The organism is Cytophagaceae bacterium ABcell3 (genome assembly GCA_030913385.1).
Classification (GTDB): domain Bacteria; phylum Bacteroidota; class Bacteroidia; order Cytophagales; family Cytophagaceae; genus ABcell3.
Genome location: CP133159.1, coordinates 2,308,754 through 2,328,645, shown reverse-complemented (window position 1 = coordinate 2,328,645; position 19,892 = coordinate 2,308,754). Strand labels below are relative to the sequence as shown.

Below are 19,892 nucleotides of genomic sequence, written 5' to 3'. Positions count from 1 at the left end.
TGTCTAATGTACATCATATCCCCCTTCCACCTTCTTTGTCTTGAAGGCTTAAACTATACCAGTCAATTTGACGGGAGTAATACATTACAAGTCCAAGGATAACAAATACTCCTATACTTCCAATTAACAAAGCATAATCCTGAAGCTGAATCAATACAAAAATAAAGGCATAAAGGACGGTTAGAATACCAGAAATAAGTATTGTCAACTTCTTTGACTTCAGAATGGCTTTTACATAGCCTGAAACCAACAACAATGTTGAAAAAGCTGAAATTATAAATGCTAAATTGTACTCTACATGCTCAGATATAGATAATAATAATGTATAGAAAACAACCAACGCAATACCTACAAGAATGTACTGTATCGGATGGATAAAAATTTTATTCATCACTTCAATAAAAAAGAAGACTAAGAAAGTAAATGTGATAAATAAAATAGCATACTTAATAGATCGAAAAGATTTTTGGTAGTTATCTACTGGCAGCAGGAGGTCTATTCCAAAAGAAGACCCATTGATGGAATGGGTATTGCCAGTCCATGATTGCGGAAAATTCCTGTTCAGATGCAATACGTTCCAATGTGCTTTAAACCCATTTTCTGACACTTCACGGTTGTCCGGAAGAAAGGCTCCATTAAAACTGGGATTATTCCAAATAGAAGAAAAGTTTATATCTGTCACTTTGCCAACAGGGGTAAAGTAAAGCAATTGACTGCCTTTCAATTCAAGGTTCATGCTAAATGCATAATTCAAACTATCATTGTTGTTTAACTTAAGCTGTGCATTTATACCATTTTTCACAACATCATTGGATGAAACACCAGGATTGAAAAGAACCTTATCATTGTTCCAGTCCAGTTCCACCTGTTTCTCAATACCTCGTAAGTCACTAATACCCACAACAAACTCTGCCTTATCAAATAAAACATCTTCTACCTTGATATCATAAGCATTAAGGTCTATAGCATCAAAAACCCCAGATATTTCCACCTGAGAATTATACACGACAATTTCATATATTCCTCTGTACCTTTTTTCAGGGCTAATATCTCCCGAAATATTGAGTTTGTTTGGCAACAGGTGCAAATACTCTTTCACTTGCACCACTTTATCTACAGAGTCTTTTTTAGAATACCTTTTCACATATCTATAATAAGGGATAGAAACTAAAGGCCCTGAAATCGTTTGTCCCCTAGCCCATTTTGAGCTTACCTCACTGATCGCGTCCCGCTGGGTCATTTCCCGCTCCACAATCAAGCTTTTTATCATGGAAGTTGGGATCAACAACAACAAGGTAATGACTACTATTGCTAAAAGCTTTAAATAAATATTGTTTTTTAGGTTTTTCATATCCTTAAAAGAGTACTTGTGCAGTTTTTTTTCAGCCCTTCTGTTGGTCAGCAGATATACTTTTACGACAAGTTATATAAAAAAGTTGATTACAAACAGCATGTAAAGGTTTAAAAACAAAAAAATTACATATTAATTATTTCAAACAGATGCCGGAACAAGTTCCGGTAAAGTAGCATGTACCGTTTTACAGAAAAATTACCTGTCAGCGTCCTTTGGTCCTGACAGCGTAAGTGTTAACGATACAGACCATGCCGATAAAAAATCGGCACTACATTTAAACGTCCCATCATCGGGGGGCTGTTGGAGTAAAGCAGGAATGTAAATTAGCAAATATTCGCCGGTGCCAGCGACTAACAGATCCCTCGTTCCTCGGGATGACAGGTTATTATTAAGGTTGTAATTAGCAGAAACCAAAATTTAACCGTCATTGCGAGGCGCAAGATAGTGGTGGGTAAAGTTCTTGATTTAAAACTTAAGCCTTTAGTTTCTATGAAAAAAGGCCGCGGCAATCTGTTGGTGGTAAGCTATGCTAGTTGATTGTTAGGGTGATAATATTAAACCTGACGATGAGATTGCTTCGTCGTGCCTCCTACCGATGTTGGGGTAAAAGGTACCTAAACAAACAATATAGTTCATGCCGATAAAAAATCGGCACTACATTTAAACGTCGCATCATCGAGGGACAGTTGGAGTAAAGCAGGAATGTAAATTAGCAAATATTCGCCGGTGCCAACGGCTAACAGATCCCTCGTTCCTCGGGATGACAGGTTATTATGAAGGTTGTAATTAGCAGAAAAACAAAATTTAACCGTCATTGCGAGGCACAAGATAGTGGTGGGTAAAGTTCTTGGTTTAAAACTTAAGCCTTTAGTTTCTATAAAAAAAGGCCGCGGCAATCTGTTGGTGGTAAGCTATGCTAGTTGATTGTTAGGGTGATAATATTAAACCTGACGATGAGATTGCTTCGTCGTGCCTCCTACCGATGTTGGGGTAAAAGGTACCTAAACAAACAATATAGTTCATGCCGATAAAAAATCGGCACTACATTTAAACGTCGCATCATCGAGGGACAGTTGGAGTAAAGCAGGAATGTAAATTAGCAAATATTCGCCGGTGCCAACGGCTAACAGATCCCTCGTTCCTCGGGATGACAGGTTATTATGAAGGTTGTAATTAGCAGAAAAACAAAATTTAACCGTCATTGCGAGGCACAAGATAGTGGTGGGTAAAGTTCTTGGTTTAAAACTTAAGCCTTTAGTTTCTATAAAAAAAGGCCGCGGCAATCTGTTGGTGGTAAGCTGTGTTGGTTGATTGTTTGAGAGAAAGTATTAAATTATCAAACTTAATTATTACCTGTCAGCGTCCTTCGGGACCTGACAGCGTAAGTGCTAAATAACCTGACGATGAGATAGCTTCGTCGTGCCTCCTACCGGTGACGTGGTTGGGTGAGTTGTAATAGTAGGTGTTATATACCAGACCTGACGGTGAGAACACCATCGACTTATTAAATAACCACATCACCAATATATCTTTAAAAAACTTAATGAGCTAATGTCACCTAAAGCTCATTCTCCACTTTTTCTTACCTTTTTTGCTTGTCCAAAAAAGGTAACCAAAAAAAGACACTATGGCTGAAAGGCATATTGCCACGCACTAAACGCACAGTCCCTCCCTGCCAGAAAAAATGCCTTAACTGACGATTCATTGTCAAAGGCAGTATTTTATGGCGGCATTTTTAAAAATCCGGCACCCCACAAGCCGCAATATGCCCACGCCAGCCATAGAGTCCCCTCCCACCCTTAGTAGCTACCGGACTGCTGATTATGGAGTTTAACCTTTTTGTCTACTATTCGGCTCTTACCGGTTTGGAGGTTATCGCTGGCTTTGGGTGTTAGTTTTTAGGATGGTGTTTTAAGCTCTAAAAGTAAACACTATAGCTGTCTCCGCGCACATGTTGCGGGGTCTGTTGGAGTTAAAAAGGGATGGTTGTTTAATTGACCAGTAATGATACCAATGCTAATATTACCCTCTGCCCTTAACACTTCTACCTGTCATCCTGACGAAGGAAGGATCTGTTTGGGGTATCAGCATGAATGTCTTTATCTGCTCCTACTACAATGGTAGGTGCCAACGGCTAACAGATCCCTCGTTCCTCGAAATGACAGGTTATTATCAAAGCTGTAATTAGCAGAAACCAAAATCTAACCGTCATTGCGAGGCGCAAGATAGTGGTGGGTAAAGTTCTTGGTTTAAAAATTTCAACCTTTAGTTTCTATGAAAAATGGCCGCGGCAATCTGATTGCGGTGAACTGTGCTGTTTTTTTGCTTGAGAGAAAGTATTAAATTATCAAACTTGATTATTACCTGTCAGCGTCCTTCGGGACCTGACAGCGTAAGTGCTAAATAACCTGACGATGAGATTGCTTCGTCGTGCCTCCTACCGATGTTGGGGTAAAAGGTACCTAAACAAACAATATAGTTCATGCCGATAAAAAATCGGCACTACATTTAAACGTCGCATCATCGGGGGGCTGTTGGAGTAAAGCAGGAATGTAAATTAGCAATATTCGCCGGTGTCAGCGGCTAAAACCAAAGTGTAACCGTCATTGCGAGGCGCAAGATAGTGGTGGGTAAAGTTCTTGGTTTAAAACTTAAGCCTTTAGTTTCTATAAAAAAAGGCCGCGGTAATCTGTTGGTGGTAAGCTGTGTTGGTTGATTGTTTGAGAGAAAGTATTAAATTATCAAACTTAATTATTACCTGTCAGCGTCCTTCGGGACCTGACAGCGTAAGTGCTAAATAACCTGACGATGAGATTGCTTCGTCGTGCCTCCTACCGATGTTGGGGTAAAAGGTACCTAAACAAACAATATAGTTCATGCCGATAAAAAATCGGCACTACATTTAAACGTCGCATCATCGAGGGACAGTTGGAGTAAAGTAGGAATGTAAATTAGCAAATATTCGCCGGTGTCAGCGGCTAAAACCAAAGTGTAACCGTCATTGCGAGGCGCAAGATAGTGGTGGGTAAAGTTCTTGGTTTAAAACTTAAGCCTTTAGTTTCTATAAAAAAAGGCCGCGGCAATCTGTTGGTGGTAAGCTGTGTTGGTTGATTGTTTGAGAGAAAGTATTAAATTATCAAACTTAATTATTACCTGTCAGCGTCCTTCGGGACCTGACAGCGTAAGTGCTAAATAACCTGACGATGAGATTGCTTCGTCGTGCCTCCTACCGATGTTGGGGTAAAAGGTACCTAAACAAACAATATAGTTCATGCCGATAAAAAATCGGCACTAAATTTAAACGTCGCATCATCGAGGGACAGTTGGAGTAAAGTAGGAATGTAAATTAGCAAATATTCGCCGGTGTCAGCGGCTGACAGATTCCTCTCCCGATAGCTATCGGGACTGAATGACAGGTTACTATTAAGGGCTGTAATTAGCAGAAAAACAAAATTTAACCGTCATTGCGAGGCGCGAGATAGTGGTGGTAAAGTTCTTGGTTTAAAACTTTCAGCCTTTAGTTTCTATGAAAAAAGGCCGCGGCAATCTGTTGGTGGTAAGCTATGTTAGTTGATTGTTAGGGTGATAATATTAAACCTGACGATGAGATTGCTTCGTCGTACCTCCTACCGATGTTGGGGTAAAAGGTACCTAAACAAACAATATAGTTCATGCCGATAAAAAATCGGCACTAAATTTAAACGTCGCATCATCGAGGGACAGTTGGAGTAAAGCAGGAATGTAAATTAGCAAATATTCGCCGGTGTCAGCGGCTAAAACCAAAATCTAACCGTCATTGCGAGGCGCGAGATAGTGGTGGTAAAATTCTTGGTTTAAAATTTTCAGCCTTTAGTTTCTATAAAAAAAGGCCGAGGCAATCTGATTGCGGTGAACTGTGTTAGTTGATTGCTTGAGAGAAAGTATTAAATATCAAACTTGATTATTACCTGTCAGCGTCCTTTGGGACCTGACAGCGTAAGTGCTAAATAACCTGCCGATAAAAAAATTGGCACTACATTATAGCTTCGCTTAGCCGATAGGAAATCAGCTCTACAGTCATGCCTCGCAAAATTGGGGTATGCAAAAAATAAAAAACAGGAACACTGAGAGTGTTTTGTTGCAAATTTATTAAAAGCTGGTCTAGGTTTTAGACCAGCTTTTAAAACTAGTCAGCTATACACAGCCTGGCTTTGATCCCAGATCTGCACCATTTTTCCTTCCTCCTCATTCCAGTACTCGATCTTCTCCATATGAATTTTCAATAGTGCAAGACTTTCATCTTCCAGGCCTGCAGAAATCCATTCATTTAACCATGGTTTCCACATTTCCTGCATTTTACTTCTATTATTAACAATTTCAGCTTTACCTGAAACAGATACGTAAATACCTCTTTCTACATCTGTATAAGCTAGATTTACACACCTGTTCTCCCTGATCTCACTAACCTTTTCTGTATTAAAATTAGTAAAAAACCATACTACGCCTTCACACTCAGTTTTCATTGTCATCATAGGTATACTTCTAATACACCCCAAGTGATCCTGTGTACTTAGCATAGCAATTTTAATATCCTTGATCAGGTCACGAAACACATTGTAATTTTGACAATAATTCATACTCCCAGAATTTTTTCCTGCACTATTTCCTTATAAAGAACAAGATTTTTGTTTTTTGCGTTTCATAGATGGGAAACGCCATTTTTATACAAAAGACATATTACAATCATGCTTCTACAGCTAAAGGTTCAAGTGCAAAAATATACAGATAAACAACTAAACATTACACACTAAAAAACCTTTATGGTATTTTTTGTACCTTTAAAGCCCTAGCTATGAACTTTATAAAAACAAACAACAACAATTAATGAGGGGAAGGAATATCCAAATAATATTAAAAGCGTTGGCTTCTTCGGTAGTCGTCCTGATCATACTTATATTGGTTGCATTCAGGATATCGGACAACCTGAGCAAAAGCTACGATGACGTAGAAAGAACCTATCAGATTATAAGAAACTTTGAGGCCATTGAGAGCAAAATAACTAAAGCAGAATCTGCTGTCAGAGCTTTTTACATTTCCAGCAATCCTGTAATAGAAGAAAAAATTAATCAAAACCTGATAGAAACACGCGACCTTCTCGATGAAACTCGCGAACTTATTTCCAGCGAAACTGTCCTTGAAAAATTTGCGCTTCTATCTTATAAAGTACTTCAGAAAGAACAAAATATCAAAGACAACATAGCAATATCTAAGCAAAATGGTGCTTTATCAAAAGAGGAAATCCTACTCCCTATCCAAGAAGGTATCCAAATGATCAAAGAGATCGACACGCTTTTTCAGGTTATTAGAAAAGAAGAAGGTGAACTTCTTGCAAAGAGAAAAAGCCATTCAGCAAATGCTCTCCGTTTTACTATGTGGAGCCTCTCTGTTGTTGGTATCTTGTCCATTGCTTTAGGCACATTGGCTATAATGTCCTTTAGGAAAGATATTCGCCAAAGAAAAAAGACAGAAGAAGAACTCCGAAAACTGGATGAGAACAAAAACAAATTTTTCACAATCATCAGCCATGATTTGAAAGGGCCAATAAGAGGCATTGCCGCTCTGACCCAAATGCTTCAGGAAAGCCAAGGGGTTCCTCCTGAGCAACAACGGACGGTATTAGACCACTTAAACCGTTCCACGCAAAATCTTTACAGGCTGGTAGAAAACTTACTGGATTGGTCTCGTCTTCAAATGAACCGCATGGAATTCTCGCCTGTAAGTTTTAAGTTTGAAGAACTTGCTAAAGAAGCGGCAGAACAAACCATGTTAGTAGCTGAGGAAAAAAATGTCAAGCTGAATAATCAGGTATCAACAGATGCTTTAGTCTTTGCAGACAAAGACATGCTGCTCACTGTTTTGAGAAACCTCATCTCTAATGCTGTAAAGTTTTCCAACAAAGGGAGTGAAGTAGATATTACAGCAAAAAACAATAAAAACTACCTTGAGGTGAACATAACTGACTATGGAGTTGGAATTAGCGAGGATGGGCTGACGAAACTATTTGCCATCGGACAAAATTATAGTTCAGAAGGTACCAGTGGTGAACAAGGCACCGGTCTTGGCTTACTTATTTGTAAAGAACTTGTAGAGAAAAACAACGGAACTATTAATGTAAAAAGTACCAAAGGGAAGGGAACAACATTTACTGTTTCAATTCCTTTAGTTTAAAAACCATATCATGGACAACTTGCAGCAGTTTAAAGAAATATTTTGGGACGCCTTTCAAAGACCCGGATTAAAGTCCCATAAATTTATAGCTAAATGGCAAGAACTAGAACCTATCAATGACCAATTGGCAGGCCCTTTGTTCGCTATTTATGAAAAAGGTAATTGTGATTATATCTTTTCAGACAATGAGCGTTTCCCACAAATCAACAAACCAGAAGACCTATTTGAAAGGTTAGAAAAAATGATTCACCACTACCATGACGAGGTAGCGATGGCAGAGCCTAAAAACGATATCGAAAAAGAAGACCAACAGGCTTTATTGTTCCAATCAGATAAAAAAATGCAGCTTGCAGAATTAGCTTTACTGATTACCCAAAACTGCGACTAAACTGCTTTTATGTCTTGGCAAGCTCAAATAGGGTTATTTCAGGAGGCATACCGACCCTGCCAGGAAAACCAATAAAGCCAAAGCCAACGTTGACATAAAGAAATTGATTTTGGTGCTGGTACAAACCAGCCCAATGGTCATACACATACTGTACCGGACTCCATTGTACTCCGGGCGCCCTAATACCAAATTGAAAACCATGTGTATGACCTGAGAAGGTAACGTTTATATCTGGAAACTTCTGTATCACCTCATGGCTCCAGTGACTAGGGTCGTGAGAAAGCAACAGTTTAATAGGTTTGTCTTCTACCCCTTTGTAAGCTTTTTCCATATCTCCATACTTTGGCCAGCGTTCACCCTTGCCCCAATTTTCCACGCCAATTATGGCAATTTCATCATTACCAATCTTCAATGTACGGTTTTCATTCCTCAACAAGTCCCATCCCATCTCCTGCTGGTTCCTGACCATATGCACCATATTTTTCTCCCTATCTTCAGCCGTCCAATGCCTCACATAGTCACCATAATCATGATTTCCTAAAATACTATAAACACCCATAGGAGCTTTCACTTCACTAAAAACCTCTAAAAACCGATCTAGCTCTTCTGCCTTATTATTAACAATATCGCCCGTAAAAAAAACTACATCGGGCTTCTCCGCCATAAGCATCTGTACCCCTTTTCTGACTTCGTCTAGGCCAAAGAAACTCCCACTATGAATATCGGATATTTGAGCTATGGTCTTGCCCACAAAAGAGTCTGGCAGGTTAGGGAGTGAAAGCCTTACACGTTTGATTCGATAGTCATGTATGCCATGCAAAACGCCTTTGACCATGGAAGCAAAGGGAATAGCGGAAACCAGTAAACCCGATTTTGCCAAAAACTGAGAACGGGTAATAGGAGTTCCTTTTCCACCCTCACTTTTGGCAGGACTTGTATTGAGTTTACGCTTCACCCACAGGGTAAACCGCCTAATATCATCCGCTAAAACAAAAAACGCTATAAATAATTTTGTAAGGTATCCAGTAAGAACGATAGCGGAGAAAACACCCCTAAAACTATGCGGTACTTGACCTATACGAAAGATAAATCCGAGAAACCCTAGTAAGGCAAAGATGCTTACAGACCAGTAAATAGCATATATAATTTTCTTTTTATTTTTTCCTACCTTTTGGCAAGCTACCCTTACTGCCTGAAACGCATATATATCAATGCCTCCAAAAAAGGCGAAAAACAACATTGAAACAATTACTTCTCTCATCCCTTGGTATTTAACCTTGCATGTGCACTAAAACCAGTAAATTTCACCTCGACCTTCCCTCTACAAAAATTGTAAACATATCATTCAAACCCTATGGATATCTGAATTTAGGTCAACAAACTAGTTTTGTGATAAAAATAATAAAGGAAGCAGAAGTAATTACTCCTGCTCCTTAAGCTTTAATAAACCTATATCTGAACTTTTCTATTAACAGATACATAACCGGTACGATAACCAATGTGAGGAATGTAGCAAAAGTCAGACCGAAAATGATCGTCCATGCCATAGGCCCCCAGAACATTGCATTATCCCCTCCAGTATAAATTTGAGGGTCATAGTTCTCAAGAAAACCTAAAAAGTCGATATTTAAACCTACAGCCAGAGGTATAAGTCCAAGTATAGTTGTAATAGCAGTCAGCAATACAGGTCTTAACCTGGTCTTTCCCGCATCTACAATCACTTTAATAAGTTCAGGCATAGGCAAACGACCTTCAATACCCAACTCCTGTTGCCGCTGTCTCTTTATCAACTCAATAAAGTCTATCAATACAATAGCATTGTTCACAACAATACCTGCCAAAGAGATAATACCGATCATGGTCATAATCACCACAAATTCCATATTAAAAATAACCAAACCAAGGAATACCCCAATGGTACTAAACAATACAGAAGTCATAATAATAAATGGCGCAGACACTTTATTAAACTGTCCCACAATAATCAGGAAAATCAAAAATACCGCAAAAAGCAAAGCACCTGATAGATATTCCATTTCCTGTTGTTGTTTTTCCTGCTGCCCAGTAAACTTAATCTCATACCCTACCGGAATACTTAGATCAGATAACAACACCCGAATCTGGTCATTAATTTCTGTTGCATTAAAACCATCTAGTACATTAGAGGTAATATTGGCCACCCTTTGTTGATTTGTTCTTTTTATAGAGCCTGAAGTAGTGCTATACCGGGCTTTAGCAATTGCAGAAATAGGCACTTTATGAATTTTTCCGGTAGATGGATCTCTAAAGATTACCAGTTGCTCCATCAAAGCATCTATATCATGACGATACTTTTCGTCCAATCTGACCTGGATAGGGAAATCGTCCTCATCTTCCTTATATTTAGAAACTTCTTTTCCAAACAGTGCCGTTCTTAGAATAGACGCCACTTGAACAGTGGAAACACCAAACCTACGAGCCTTTTCACGATCTATATCAACAATCAGTTCAGGCTTACCCACTTCCATATCGTTAGAAAGTGCTTCTATACCACTAATACCTGAATTGTTGATTTTCACCCTTAACTGTTCGCTCAGTTCATACAGTTTTTCAAGATCCCTACCAACGACCTCAATACTGATAGGCTTACCTACGGGTGGCCCTATGGCATTTTTGTCAACAGTCAAAGAAACACCAGGGAAGTCGTTAATACCACTCCTAAGTTTCTCCATAACTTCTGTGGTCGAAATACCATCACGGAGCTGGGTCTTGTGAAACGCTACCGTAATACGACCTTTGTGCGGGGTATTTCCAGAAGCTACCATTTCCCTTTGAGGATCACCAGTCCCCTCTCCTACTTGAGCAACTACTGATTCAACGGCTTTTTCATAAGGTGCAATGATATCAAAGACCCGGTCTTCTAATTGTGCAGTCAACTTATTGGTCACTTCAATATCCGTACCTACAGGAAACTCAATAAATACATTGACATATTGAGGTTCGTTCTCCGGGAAAAACAAGACTTTGGGAGAGTTGACCTTCAGCAACCATAAGGAAAATACTAATAGACCAACAGTACCGCCAAAAAAAGCAAAAGCACTAAGGTTTGTTTTAACTGCCTTACTAAGCAATTTTTCATAACCTCGTTCCAGCTTTGGAAGTACGAAGTTTTGAAACTTCAAGGACCATGGACCCAATAAAAAGATATTGACAAGGTTGATCAATGCAAATATAATCAGCAGGTTTCCTATAGACATGTACTGACTTAATAGCGAAACGATTCCTAATGCCACAAGAACTCCTGAAACTATGAATACCCTTAGCTTATTCACCTTCTTCTCTTCTTGTACATTCATAAAGTAACTTACAAGCACAGGATTAATGACCAAGGCAACAAACAAGGAAGAGCCTAAGGTAATAATCAGTGTAACAGGGAGGAACTTCATAAACTCACCCATGATCCCAGGCCAGAAAGCCAGAGGAAGAAAAGCTGCAAGTGTAGTAGCCGTAGAAGAAATAATTGGAAATGCGACTTCTCCTACTCCCCTAATGGTCGCATCTATGGCATTTAAACCCTCTTCACGCAAACGATACACATTTTCTACTACCACAATCCCATTGTCCACCAACATACCCAAGGCCATAATCAAGCCAAAAAGCACCATCATATTGATGGTAATGCCCAATAGACCCAAGATCATAAAGGATAGAAACATGGATAAAGGTATAGCCACTCCAACAAAAAGAGAGTTTCTGGACCCTAAAAAGAACAGTAAAACCAATACGACCAATATAACCCCTGATATGATATTATTCTCAAGACTGGAAACCTGATCTACAGTATTTTGCGACTGGTCGTTGGTAATTGTAATCATCAAGTCTGCCGGAAGAAAATGCTTTTGTTCATGCGCAAGAAGCTCATTGATTTTCTTCGAAGCATTGATCAAGTTTTCTCCACTTTTCTTTACCACATCAAGCATTACCACTGGCTGTTTGTTTAAGCGGGCATAACTTTCTTTATCTTTGTACCCAAACTCTACTTTTGCTATGTCCCTCAGATAAACGATATCCAGCTTTTCATCCTTAACAATAATATTCTCCATTTCCAAGGGGTCTATAAACTCCCCCGTTACACGAATGTCCCTTCTTTCGCCATTAGAGAGAAAGCTACCGCCAGACATTGTTATATTCTCATTCGAAATAGCGTTTTCGATATCATTGAAAGTGACCTCCCTTGAAGCCATTTTGTGCATATCCACATTAATCTTAACCTCTTTCTCTTCCAGCCCACGGATATCAACTTTTGAAATTTCAGGAAACTTCTCTATTTTATCTTCCAAATGCTCAGCCATTTCCTTTAGTTTTTCATTACTAAAGTCTCCTGAGAGGTTAATATTCATAATCGGAAACTCAGACACATCAACCTCATTGACTTCTGGATCCCGGTCCAAATCATTAGGAAGGTCTTTTTTGGCTTTATCTACCGCATCTTTTACTTTACGCAAAGCTTCTTCAGCAGGCACGTCCAAGGTAAACTCCACCACAATAGAAGAGAAATCTTGCGAAGAGGTTGAAGCTATCTTATCAATTCCAGAAATATTACCTACTTCTTTCTCAATAGGGCGAGTAATTAAGTTTTCGATATCCCTGGGGGAGTTTCCAGGGTAAGTCGTACCGATATATACTGTTGGAATCTTAACATCAGGGAAATTTTCCTTAGGCAACTGAATATAAGAGACAACCCCCATAAGTGCCACAATAAAAGTAAGCACCAACACAGTAGTCCTGTTTCTTACCGCCCATGTAGTAAGCCCAAATTGTTTATTTACTTTATCAGACATATTATCAGAGGTTATCAGTTAAAACTAACGGTTTCACCATCTACCAAACCACGGAAACCTTTGGTTATAACTTTGTCATTCTTATTCAATCCATCCACAACAACTGTTTGTCCCTTATAGGTTATTCCAGTAGAAACATAGGTTTTTTGGGCAACTTTCTTTTCGCCCTCTTTACGTACTGTAAAAAGGTAATCGCCTTGTCTATCACTTTGGATAACAGATGCAGGGACAACCAAAGCATCGTCAACTGCAAAATCCCTGATCTTTACTACTGACAACATATTAGGTTTAAGCACTTTTTCCTGATTGTCCAGGTTTACAGTGACCCTAAATGTTCTATTGTTAGGGTTGATAAATTGGCCTGCGGCAGATATTTCAGCATCAAGCTCTTTATCTAATGAAGGAAGATGCACTTTTACCGGATCGCCTTTAGAAAACCTGCCAATGTAAGTTTCAGAAACATCTGCCGAGATGTATACTTTGTCCAAGTTTACAACCCTGGCAAAAGGCGTCTGAGCTGAGGTCATTTCACCTGCTTTACCAAAGATTTCATCTACCTCTCCACTCACAGGGGATTTTATATAAGCCTTTGAAAGCTGGGTTTTCAGTGTTGCCAGATTCGTCTCAAGCCCTTCTTTGCGGTTTTTGGCCTCTAGGTACTGCATTTCAGTACCTACTTTTTGGTCCCATAACCGTTTCTGTTTCTCATATACACTTGTGGCAAGTTCAAGGCTTGTCTCCACCTCTTTGATATTTTGCCTAATCATATCCGTGTTGATCAAGGCTAAAGTTTGGCCTTTAGAGACTGTTTGTCCCTTCTCCACATAAATTTTTTCTATAGGGCCATTAGCTTCTGGCATAACCTGAACATTCATATCCGCCTCAACAGTGCCATGCACATCTATAAAGTGCTCAAATGTAGAAGGCACAACTTTGGCCACTTCCACAAGCACCCCTTTAGAGACCGTTTCGATATTTAGCTCACTTTCAAGATTGGCAATCTTTGCACCCAGTTCGGCATGTTCTTTTTTGAGTTGTGCCAACTCTGCCTTCTTTTTTGCTGTTTCATCCGTTTCTCCGCAAGCAATCAACAACAGTACCACGGAAAAAATCCAAAACTTTTGTAGGGTCTTCATAATGGTTGTATAAGGAAAAGTATAATATTTATTCATTTTCATTAAGTGTGCCTAATGCTTTTCTGTAGTCAACATCTGCCGTTAAGACATCGAACAAAGCATTGTAATAATTAGTTTGAGCTTGACGCAGGTCATTCTCAGCAGTAGTCACTTCTAGGTTACTACCAACCCCTTCTTGGTATTTTATACGCGTCACCCTAGTGACTTCTTGGGCCAATCGCAGGTTACGGCGTTTTGCTTCCAGCAACTTAAGGTTATTGTCCAAAGTCATACGAGCTTCCCTCGTCTGAAGCTCAATGCTGTTCTCTAGATTTTTAATGTCGTTTTCAACTTTAGCCACATTATATTTTGCCTGACGAACACGATACATCCTCCCCAAACCATCAAAAATAGGTATATTCAATCTTAGGCCATACATGCTATAGAAGTACCATTCATTGGAAAATAAATTAGGAATACTTGTATGCTGCGTCATATAACCACCGGTAGCAAATGCTGACAACCTAGGCAAAGAGGCTGCTTGTTCATTCCTGACATCTAAATTGTATAACCTATGGTTCGTCTGTAATAAGCTATACTCAATCCTGTCTTCATAATTTACAGGCAACCTTTCAGAAGAAATCTGCCCTTCAAAATCGTCCAAACTTTGAAGCAAGGAAATATCATCATCCATAGGCATACCCATTTGAAATTTAAGCATCAAACGGCTTATCTTCTCCATATTCTCAAACCGCTGCTTATCTACCAAAAGGTTGTTATAATTTACTTCAATACGCGAAACATCAACTTCTTCTGCAAAGCCTTCTTGGTACATAGCCCTGGTTTCCCTGAGCAAAGTATCTAACCTAGCCAAGTTATTGTCAAGCAAACCAGTGCGCTCTTGGTTAATGAGCACCATATAGTAAGCTTTTGTAACAGCATCTATAGTCTCAATTTTTGTCTGGGTCAACGACTTCTGAGCCAGCTCACGGTAGACAGTTGCAGCTTTTAACCCTACAAAGTAAGAACCGTCAAAAAGCAACTGACTGAGGGTTCCGCCAGCATCGCCTGAAGCCCTTAGTTGAAAAAGGTTCTCGACACCCACTACCTCACCAGGCGGTGGCGGAGTAGGCATCATGGTACCCAGCATAGGATTGTCCCCACTTAAGAACATCCTGCGGAGCTGCGGATTGTCAGCAATCTCTACAGTTCCACTCAACTGCGGCAAACCAACCGAACGCACCTCCCCCACCCGGGCATCTGCCGAGTTTACATCCAAAGCTGCATTCTTTACTGATGCATGGTTTTGAAGTGCATAGTCAATACACTGTTGTAAGGTCATTTCATGCGACTCTTGGGCGTGAACACCAAAAGCGAAAAACAACAGAAAAATTAGAATTAAGCGGTTCATAAAAACAGGTTAGAAATATTTATTCTTCTTCAGAGATTTTTTTGTATTTGTTAATAAGTTTATGCCCTTTTAATGTGCATATGCCATATAAATAATGATCTATAAACTGAAGCTGTACTTTGGTAAAGTCAAAGACATCTGGTGAAAAGACTGTTGGGTTAAAAGCCATCTCTACTTGTTCAATCCTTAGAATAGAAATGATATCAACGTCAACGTCAGCCCTGTACAAGCCGGCCTCAATACCTTTTCTTAAATTATTGGCTATAGATTCACGTATACAAGACTCTTTATGCTCCAAAAACAACTTAAAAGCTTGTGGAAAGTACTTTTCAACTTCAAAAAGCACCATCGGATTCATGCTCCGAAACATTTCTTTAATATTGTTGGATATTTTCAATATCTCATCTACAGGATCCAAGGCCTCCTCTGCATATTTCTCGCACTTCACCCGGTTTTCCTGCAAAAATTTATCTGTCACAGCAATGACAAGTGCACTCTTATCTTTAAAAGACTGATAAATTGTCTTTTTAGAAACAGCCAAATGACTGGCAATTTCGTCCATTGTAACAGACTTGATCCCATACTTAAAAAAAAGTTCGCTCGCCCCATCTATTATACGTTGTTTATTTATATCCATTAGATCAAGCATTTAAGACCTCTACAAAACTATGGAAACTATACTATAACTCAAAGTTTCCAAGCTTGAATCTTTAACACTTTTCTACACCCTATTATTTTATAGATGTAATATTTTCTATATAAACTTTAAGAATTCCCTCAATAGGTTGCACAAAAAAATACAAGCGAGCACTATAACAACAAAAAACATTACGACAAGAACCTTATTTACAAAAACTTAAAACTAAACATTTACTATATATCCTCGAAAAACAAATTAAACATAACATACGAAAGGCTTACTGCTTAATAAATGAAAAATTGAACAAATTAAATATTAAATCACCACTAAAGCAGGATAAAAAACCTATCATAGACAAACTAATCAAAGATTTATTTACTTTTGCAAGTATGGCCAAGAAAAAGAAACAACCGTTTACGCTGGAAAACATCCAGGTAATAGATATAGCTGCAGAAGGAAAAAGTATAGCCAAACATGAAAACAAGGTTATATTTGTAGACCATGCAGCTCCAGGTGACATTGTGGACCTTTATGTTTACAGAACTAAAAGGGACTTTGCATTTGCCAAACCAATTAAGTTCCACCAATATTCTCCACTAAGACAAGAACCTTTTTGTCAACACTTCGGAACCTGCGGCGGATGCAAATGGCAGCACCTTAACTATAAAGAGCAATTAAAGGCCAAAACCCAGCAAGTAAAGGATAGTCTGGACAGGATAGCCAAAGTCACCTATCCTGAAATCTTACCTATACTAGGTTCACAGGCAACCCAATATTACCGAAACAAGCTTGAGTATACTTTTTCAGACACTAAATGGTTGACAGATGAAGAAATACAGTCTGGCGAGGAGTTTCAAAGAAATGGTCTTGGGTTTCATATCCCACAGAAGTTCGATAAAATTTTGGATATTGAAAAGTGCTACTTACAACCCGACCCGTCAAATGAAATTCGAAACGCATTAAGAGACTACGCCATAAAGAATGATGTTCCCTTTTTTAACATACGAAACCAAGAAGGCTGGTTAAGAAACTTAATCATTAGAACGGCAAATACAGGAGAAGTAATGGTCATACTCCAAGTGTATTACGAAGCTCCTGACTTAATGAAGGGGGCTATGGAATTTTTAAAGGACAAGTTTCCTCAAGTGACTTCGCTCAATTATGTTATAAATCCAAAAGGAAACGAAACCTTTCACGACCTAGACATTATCAACTACCATGGGCTACCTTATATAACAGAAACTATGGAAGGGCTTAAGTTTCGCATTGGGTCCAAATCGTTTTACCAAACAAACTCAGAACAAGCTTATACTTTATATAAAGTAACTCGAGATTTTGCAGGTTTATCAGGAAATGAAGTTGTTTATGACCTATATACCGGCACTGGTACTATAGCAAATTTTGTATCAGGCATGGCTAAAAAAGTAGCAGGGATAGAGTATGTTGAAATGGCTATAGAAGATGCTAAGGTAAACTCAAAAATAAACGGTATAACCAACACCTATTTTGAGGCTGGCGACATGAAAGATGTGCTAAATGAGCGTTTTATTGAAAAGAATGGCACTCCTGATGTAGTAATAACCGACCCGCCAAGGGCAGGTATGCACAAAGACGTTGTAAACATGCTCCTAAGGCTAAAAGCAGCAAAAATCGTGTATGTGAGTTGCAACCCAGCTACTCAGGCTAGAGACTTGGCTCTATTGGATGAAAAGTATAATGTCACAAAAGTCCAACCTGTAGACATGTTCCCTCATACGCAACATATAGAAAATGTTGTATTGTTGGAGCTAAAACAGTAATATGCAGTTAAAACCACAGTAAAACGGTTTACTTTTTAAAAACAAATCACATAGTAAGACAACATATATATACGGTTAATTCAATCTGGATTATGCATTAGATTTTGCCACGCAATAGAAAGTTTTAATGTGTATTTCAGGTTTAAGCGAAACACAACTAACATAGGGCCTGCTGAAAAAGTCACAAGTGTGCAAGATACGCATGGCCTTATATGAAGACGTATTGGAATACTTCGAATGTAAGCCATAAAGTAGATTGTGCGCTTGTGGCTAGCCCAAAAAAAGTATTGGATTAAAAGTTTCTCAATTTACTGTGCACGGAAAAATAAGAAATAACTGAAAAACTCTTGCACCTATACCTCACCTCTTTTTATACAAATAAAAACAGATCAATATTTGGGCGTTTTTCAGCGCGCCCTAACATAAGTCCTTGTAAGTTATGACAATCGTCATTCATGTACTGCTTGCCATGTTTTTTCTTTGCAGAAAAGATTAGTAAAAAATAAAGGCCATGAAAAATTATGTTGTTTCCGCATTAATCGCATTAAGTGTGTCTGCTGCTACTTTGTATTTTGGAGTTAATAAAATTCAAAACACTTCAGACACCCGAACTGAGCAAGCTTTTACCATGCCCACCAGAGGAGTGGCTTTCATGCAAAATGCCAGCAATGAAATAGTCCCACTTGACTTTACGGTAGTTGCGCCAAAAGTTATGGAAGCTGTTGTGCACATAAAATCAACCCAAACTGTGACCCACCAGAGGCAGCAGCAACAGGATCCTTTCAGGGAATTCTTCAGAGATGATTTCTTTGATCATTTTTTCGGCCCTAGATTTAGGTTTGAGAACCCTAGGCAGCAAGCGCCACAAACAAGGATAGGAACTGGCTCTGGGGTAATTATAAACCAAAATGGCTATATCGTTACTAATAATCACGTCATAGACAATGCACAAGAAATAGATGTGACATTACAGGACAATAGAACATACAAAGCTACAGTAATAGGCACAGACGCCAGTACTGACCTTGCCCTGCTGCAAATCGATGAGAAAGACCTGCCTTTTTTAAAGTTTTTAAATTCTGATGAGGTAAAGGTAGGAGAATGGGTATTGGCTGTAGGAAACCCGTTTAACCTTAATTCGACAGTAACAGCAGGAATTGTGAGCGCTAAATCTAGAAACATTAATATTTTACATGACCAATACGCCATAGAGTCTTTCATTCAAACAGATGCAGCCATCAACCCTGGCAACAGTGGAGGGGCGTTGGTCAATATGAAAGGAGCTCTTATAGGAATAAACACCGCTATTGCAAGTCCAACCGGATCGTATGCAGGTTACGGCTTTGCAGTACCATCAAATATTGTTAACAAAGTAGTAGAAGACTTGCTGAAATTTGGAGTTGTACAACGTGGTGTCTTAGGTATAAGCATAAGAGGTGTAGACGGCAATTTAGCCAGAGACAAAAATTTATCTATAACTAGGGGCGTGTATGTAGACAGCGTAATGGAAAACAGCGCCGCGCAAGATGCAGGTATCAAAGCTGGCGATGTTATTCAGGAAATTAATGGGCTTAGAGTTAACACTTCACCAGAGTTACAAGAAATAGTTGGCAGGCAAAGACCAGGTGATGAGCTTGAGGTAAAACTATACAGAAAAGGAAAGGAGAAAAACCTAAAGGTAAAACTCCGAAACAAAGATGGTGAGGTCGCTTTTGTATCAAGAGAAAGAAGTCAGGTACTTGATGTATTAGGGGCTGAATTTGAACCAATAAGCAAAGAAAACGCTAAAAAGTTAAATATAACTGGCGGTATTAAAGTCACCCGTTTGCACGCCGGAAAATTAAGAAGACAGACACTAATAGAAGAAGGGTTTATTATAACTAAAGTAGACAGCAAACCAGTTAATACTGTTAGTGATTTGGCCAGTATTCTTGAAGGAAAAACTGGTGGGGTACTGATAGAAGGCATATATGAAGGCAAGAGCGAGGTTAAATATTACGCCCTTGGGTTATAAGAGCTAAGTAAGTATAAAAAAATGGGTGCCTCAATAACATTAAGGCACCCATTTTTTTTGACCCAAATAAAATCCTCCACAAACAAAAAATAAACTATTCCACTACAATTTATAACTAATCCAATAAAAGAAAGTCAGATTTGC

At 38.9% G+C, this 19,892-nt stretch carries 11 protein-coding genes; 4 read left to right on the top strand and 7 right to left on the bottom strand.

Annotated features, from left to right (window positions below):
* Window positions 1-13 precede the first annotated feature (13 nt).
* A complete protein-coding gene (gene creD, locus RCC89_09250; protein ID WMJ73347.1) occupies window positions 14-1,351 on the bottom strand; it encodes a cell envelope integrity protein CreD in 1,338 nt (445 codons plus the stop codon).
* Window positions 1,352-5,523: 4,172 nt separating this feature from the next.
* Window positions 5,524-5,970 carry a pyridoxamine 5'-phosphate oxidase family protein gene (locus RCC89_09245; protein WMJ73346.1) on the bottom strand — a complete coding sequence of 149 codons (447 nt, stop codon included), beginning with the start codon at window positions 5,968-5,970 and terminating at the stop codon, window positions 5,524-5,526.
* 247 nt (window positions 5,971-6,217) lie between these two features.
* On the opposite strand from RCC89_09245, the gene RCC89_09240 reads away from it, so the two are divergent.
* On the top strand, window positions 6,218-7,561 hold the full coding sequence (locus tag RCC89_09240) for an ATP-binding protein (protein WMJ73345.1): 1,344 nt from the start codon (window positions 6,218-6,220) through the stop codon (window positions 7,559-7,561).
* 10 nt (window positions 7,562-7,571) lie between these two features.
* The gene (locus tag RCC89_09235; protein ID WMJ73344.1) at window positions 7,572-7,949 is read left to right on the top strand and encodes a hypothetical protein; all 378 of its coding nucleotides are present in this window, start codon (window positions 7,572-7,574) and stop codon (window positions 7,947-7,949) included.
* Between the two features lie 7 nt (window positions 7,950-7,956).
* On the opposite strand, the gene RCC89_09230 is transcribed toward RCC89_09235, so the two are convergent.
* The 5 genes from RCC89_09230 to RCC89_09210 form a co-directional block, all read right to left on the bottom strand.
* Window positions 7,957-9,210, bottom strand: a complete 1,254-nt coding sequence (locus RCC89_09230; protein ID WMJ73343.1) for a metallophosphoesterase — start codon at window positions 9,208-9,210, stop codon at window positions 7,957-7,959.
* A 172-nt stretch (window positions 9,211-9,382) separates the two neighbouring features.
* Window positions 9,383-12,769, bottom strand: coding sequence for an efflux RND transporter permease subunit (locus tag RCC89_09225; protein WMJ73342.1), 3,387 nt, complete (start codon window positions 12,767-12,769; stop codon window positions 9,383-9,385).
* Window positions 12,770-12,783: 14 nt separating this feature from the next.
* Entirely contained in the window at window positions 12,784-13,947 is a 1,164-nt protein-coding gene (locus RCC89_09220) for an efflux RND transporter periplasmic adaptor subunit (protein WMJ73341.1), read from the bottom strand.
* Window positions 13,934-15,295, bottom strand: coding sequence for a TolC family protein (locus RCC89_09215; GenBank protein WMJ73340.1), 1,362 nt, complete (start codon window positions 15,293-15,295; stop codon window positions 13,934-13,936). Before RCC89_09215 ends, RCC89_09220 begins: the two co-directional genes overlap by 14 nt.
* Window positions 15,296-15,314: 19 nt before the next feature.
* Entirely contained in the window at window positions 15,315-15,932 is a 618-nt protein-coding gene (locus tag RCC89_09210; GenBank protein ID WMJ73339.1) for a TetR/AcrR family transcriptional regulator, read from the bottom strand.
* A gap of 392 nt (window positions 15,933-16,324) precedes the next feature.
* On the opposite strand from RCC89_09210, the gene rlmD reads away from it, so the two are divergent.
* Window positions 16,325-17,734, top strand: coding sequence for a 23S rRNA (uracil(1939)-C(5))-methyltransferase RlmD (gene rlmD / locus RCC89_09205; GenBank protein ID WMJ75651.1), 1,410 nt, complete (start codon window positions 16,325-16,327; stop codon window positions 17,732-17,734).
* Between the two features lie 511 nt (window positions 17,735-18,245).
* Window positions 18,246-19,748 (top strand): Do family serine endopeptidase, encoded by a 1,503-nt coding sequence (locus tag RCC89_09200; protein WMJ73338.1) that lies wholly within the window; start codon window positions 18,246-18,248, stop codon window positions 19,746-19,748.
* Window positions 19,749-19,892 lie beyond the last annotated feature (144 nt).

Bases quoted from the DNA above. Each gene is read 5' to 3' on its own strand.
- RCC89_09240 (WMJ73345.1), top strand. From the start codon at position 6,218: ATGAGGGGAAGGAATATCCAAATAATATTAAAAGCGTTGGCTTCTTCG.
- RCC89_09230 (WMJ73343.1), bottom strand. From the start codon at position 9,210: ATGAGAGAAGTAATTGTTTCAATGTTGTTTTTCGCCTTTTTTGGAGGC.
- RCC89_09225 (WMJ73342.1), bottom strand. From the start codon at position 12,769: ATGTCTGATAAAGTAAATAAACAATTTGGGCTTACTACATGGGCGGTA.
- RCC89_09210 (WMJ73339.1), bottom strand. From the start codon at position 15,932: ATGGATATAAATAAACAACGTATAATAGATGGGGCGAGCGAACTTTTT.
- creD (WMJ73347.1), bottom strand. From the start codon at position 1,351: ATGAAAAACCTAAAAAACAATATTTATTTAAAGCTTTTAGCAATAGTA.
- rlmD (WMJ75651.1), top strand. From the start codon at position 16,325: ATGGCCAAGAAAAAGAAACAACCGTTTACGCTGGAAAACATCCAGGTA.
- RCC89_09245 (WMJ73346.1), bottom strand. From the start codon at position 5,970: ATGAATTATTGTCAAAATTACAATGTGTTTCGTGACCTGATCAAGGAT.
- RCC89_09235 (WMJ73344.1), top strand. From the start codon at position 7,572: ATGGACAACTTGCAGCAGTTTAAAGAAATATTTTGGGACGCCTTTCAA.
- RCC89_09215 (WMJ73340.1), bottom strand. From the start codon at position 15,295: ATGAACCGCTTAATTCTAATTTTTCTGTTGTTTTTCGCTTTTGGTGTT.
- RCC89_09220 (WMJ73341.1), bottom strand. From the start codon at position 13,947: ATGAAAATGAATAAATATTATACTTTTCCTTATACAACCATTATGAAG.
- RCC89_09200 (WMJ73338.1), top strand. From the start codon at position 18,246: ATGAAAAATTATGTTGTTTCCGCATTAATCGCATTAAGTGTGTCTGCT.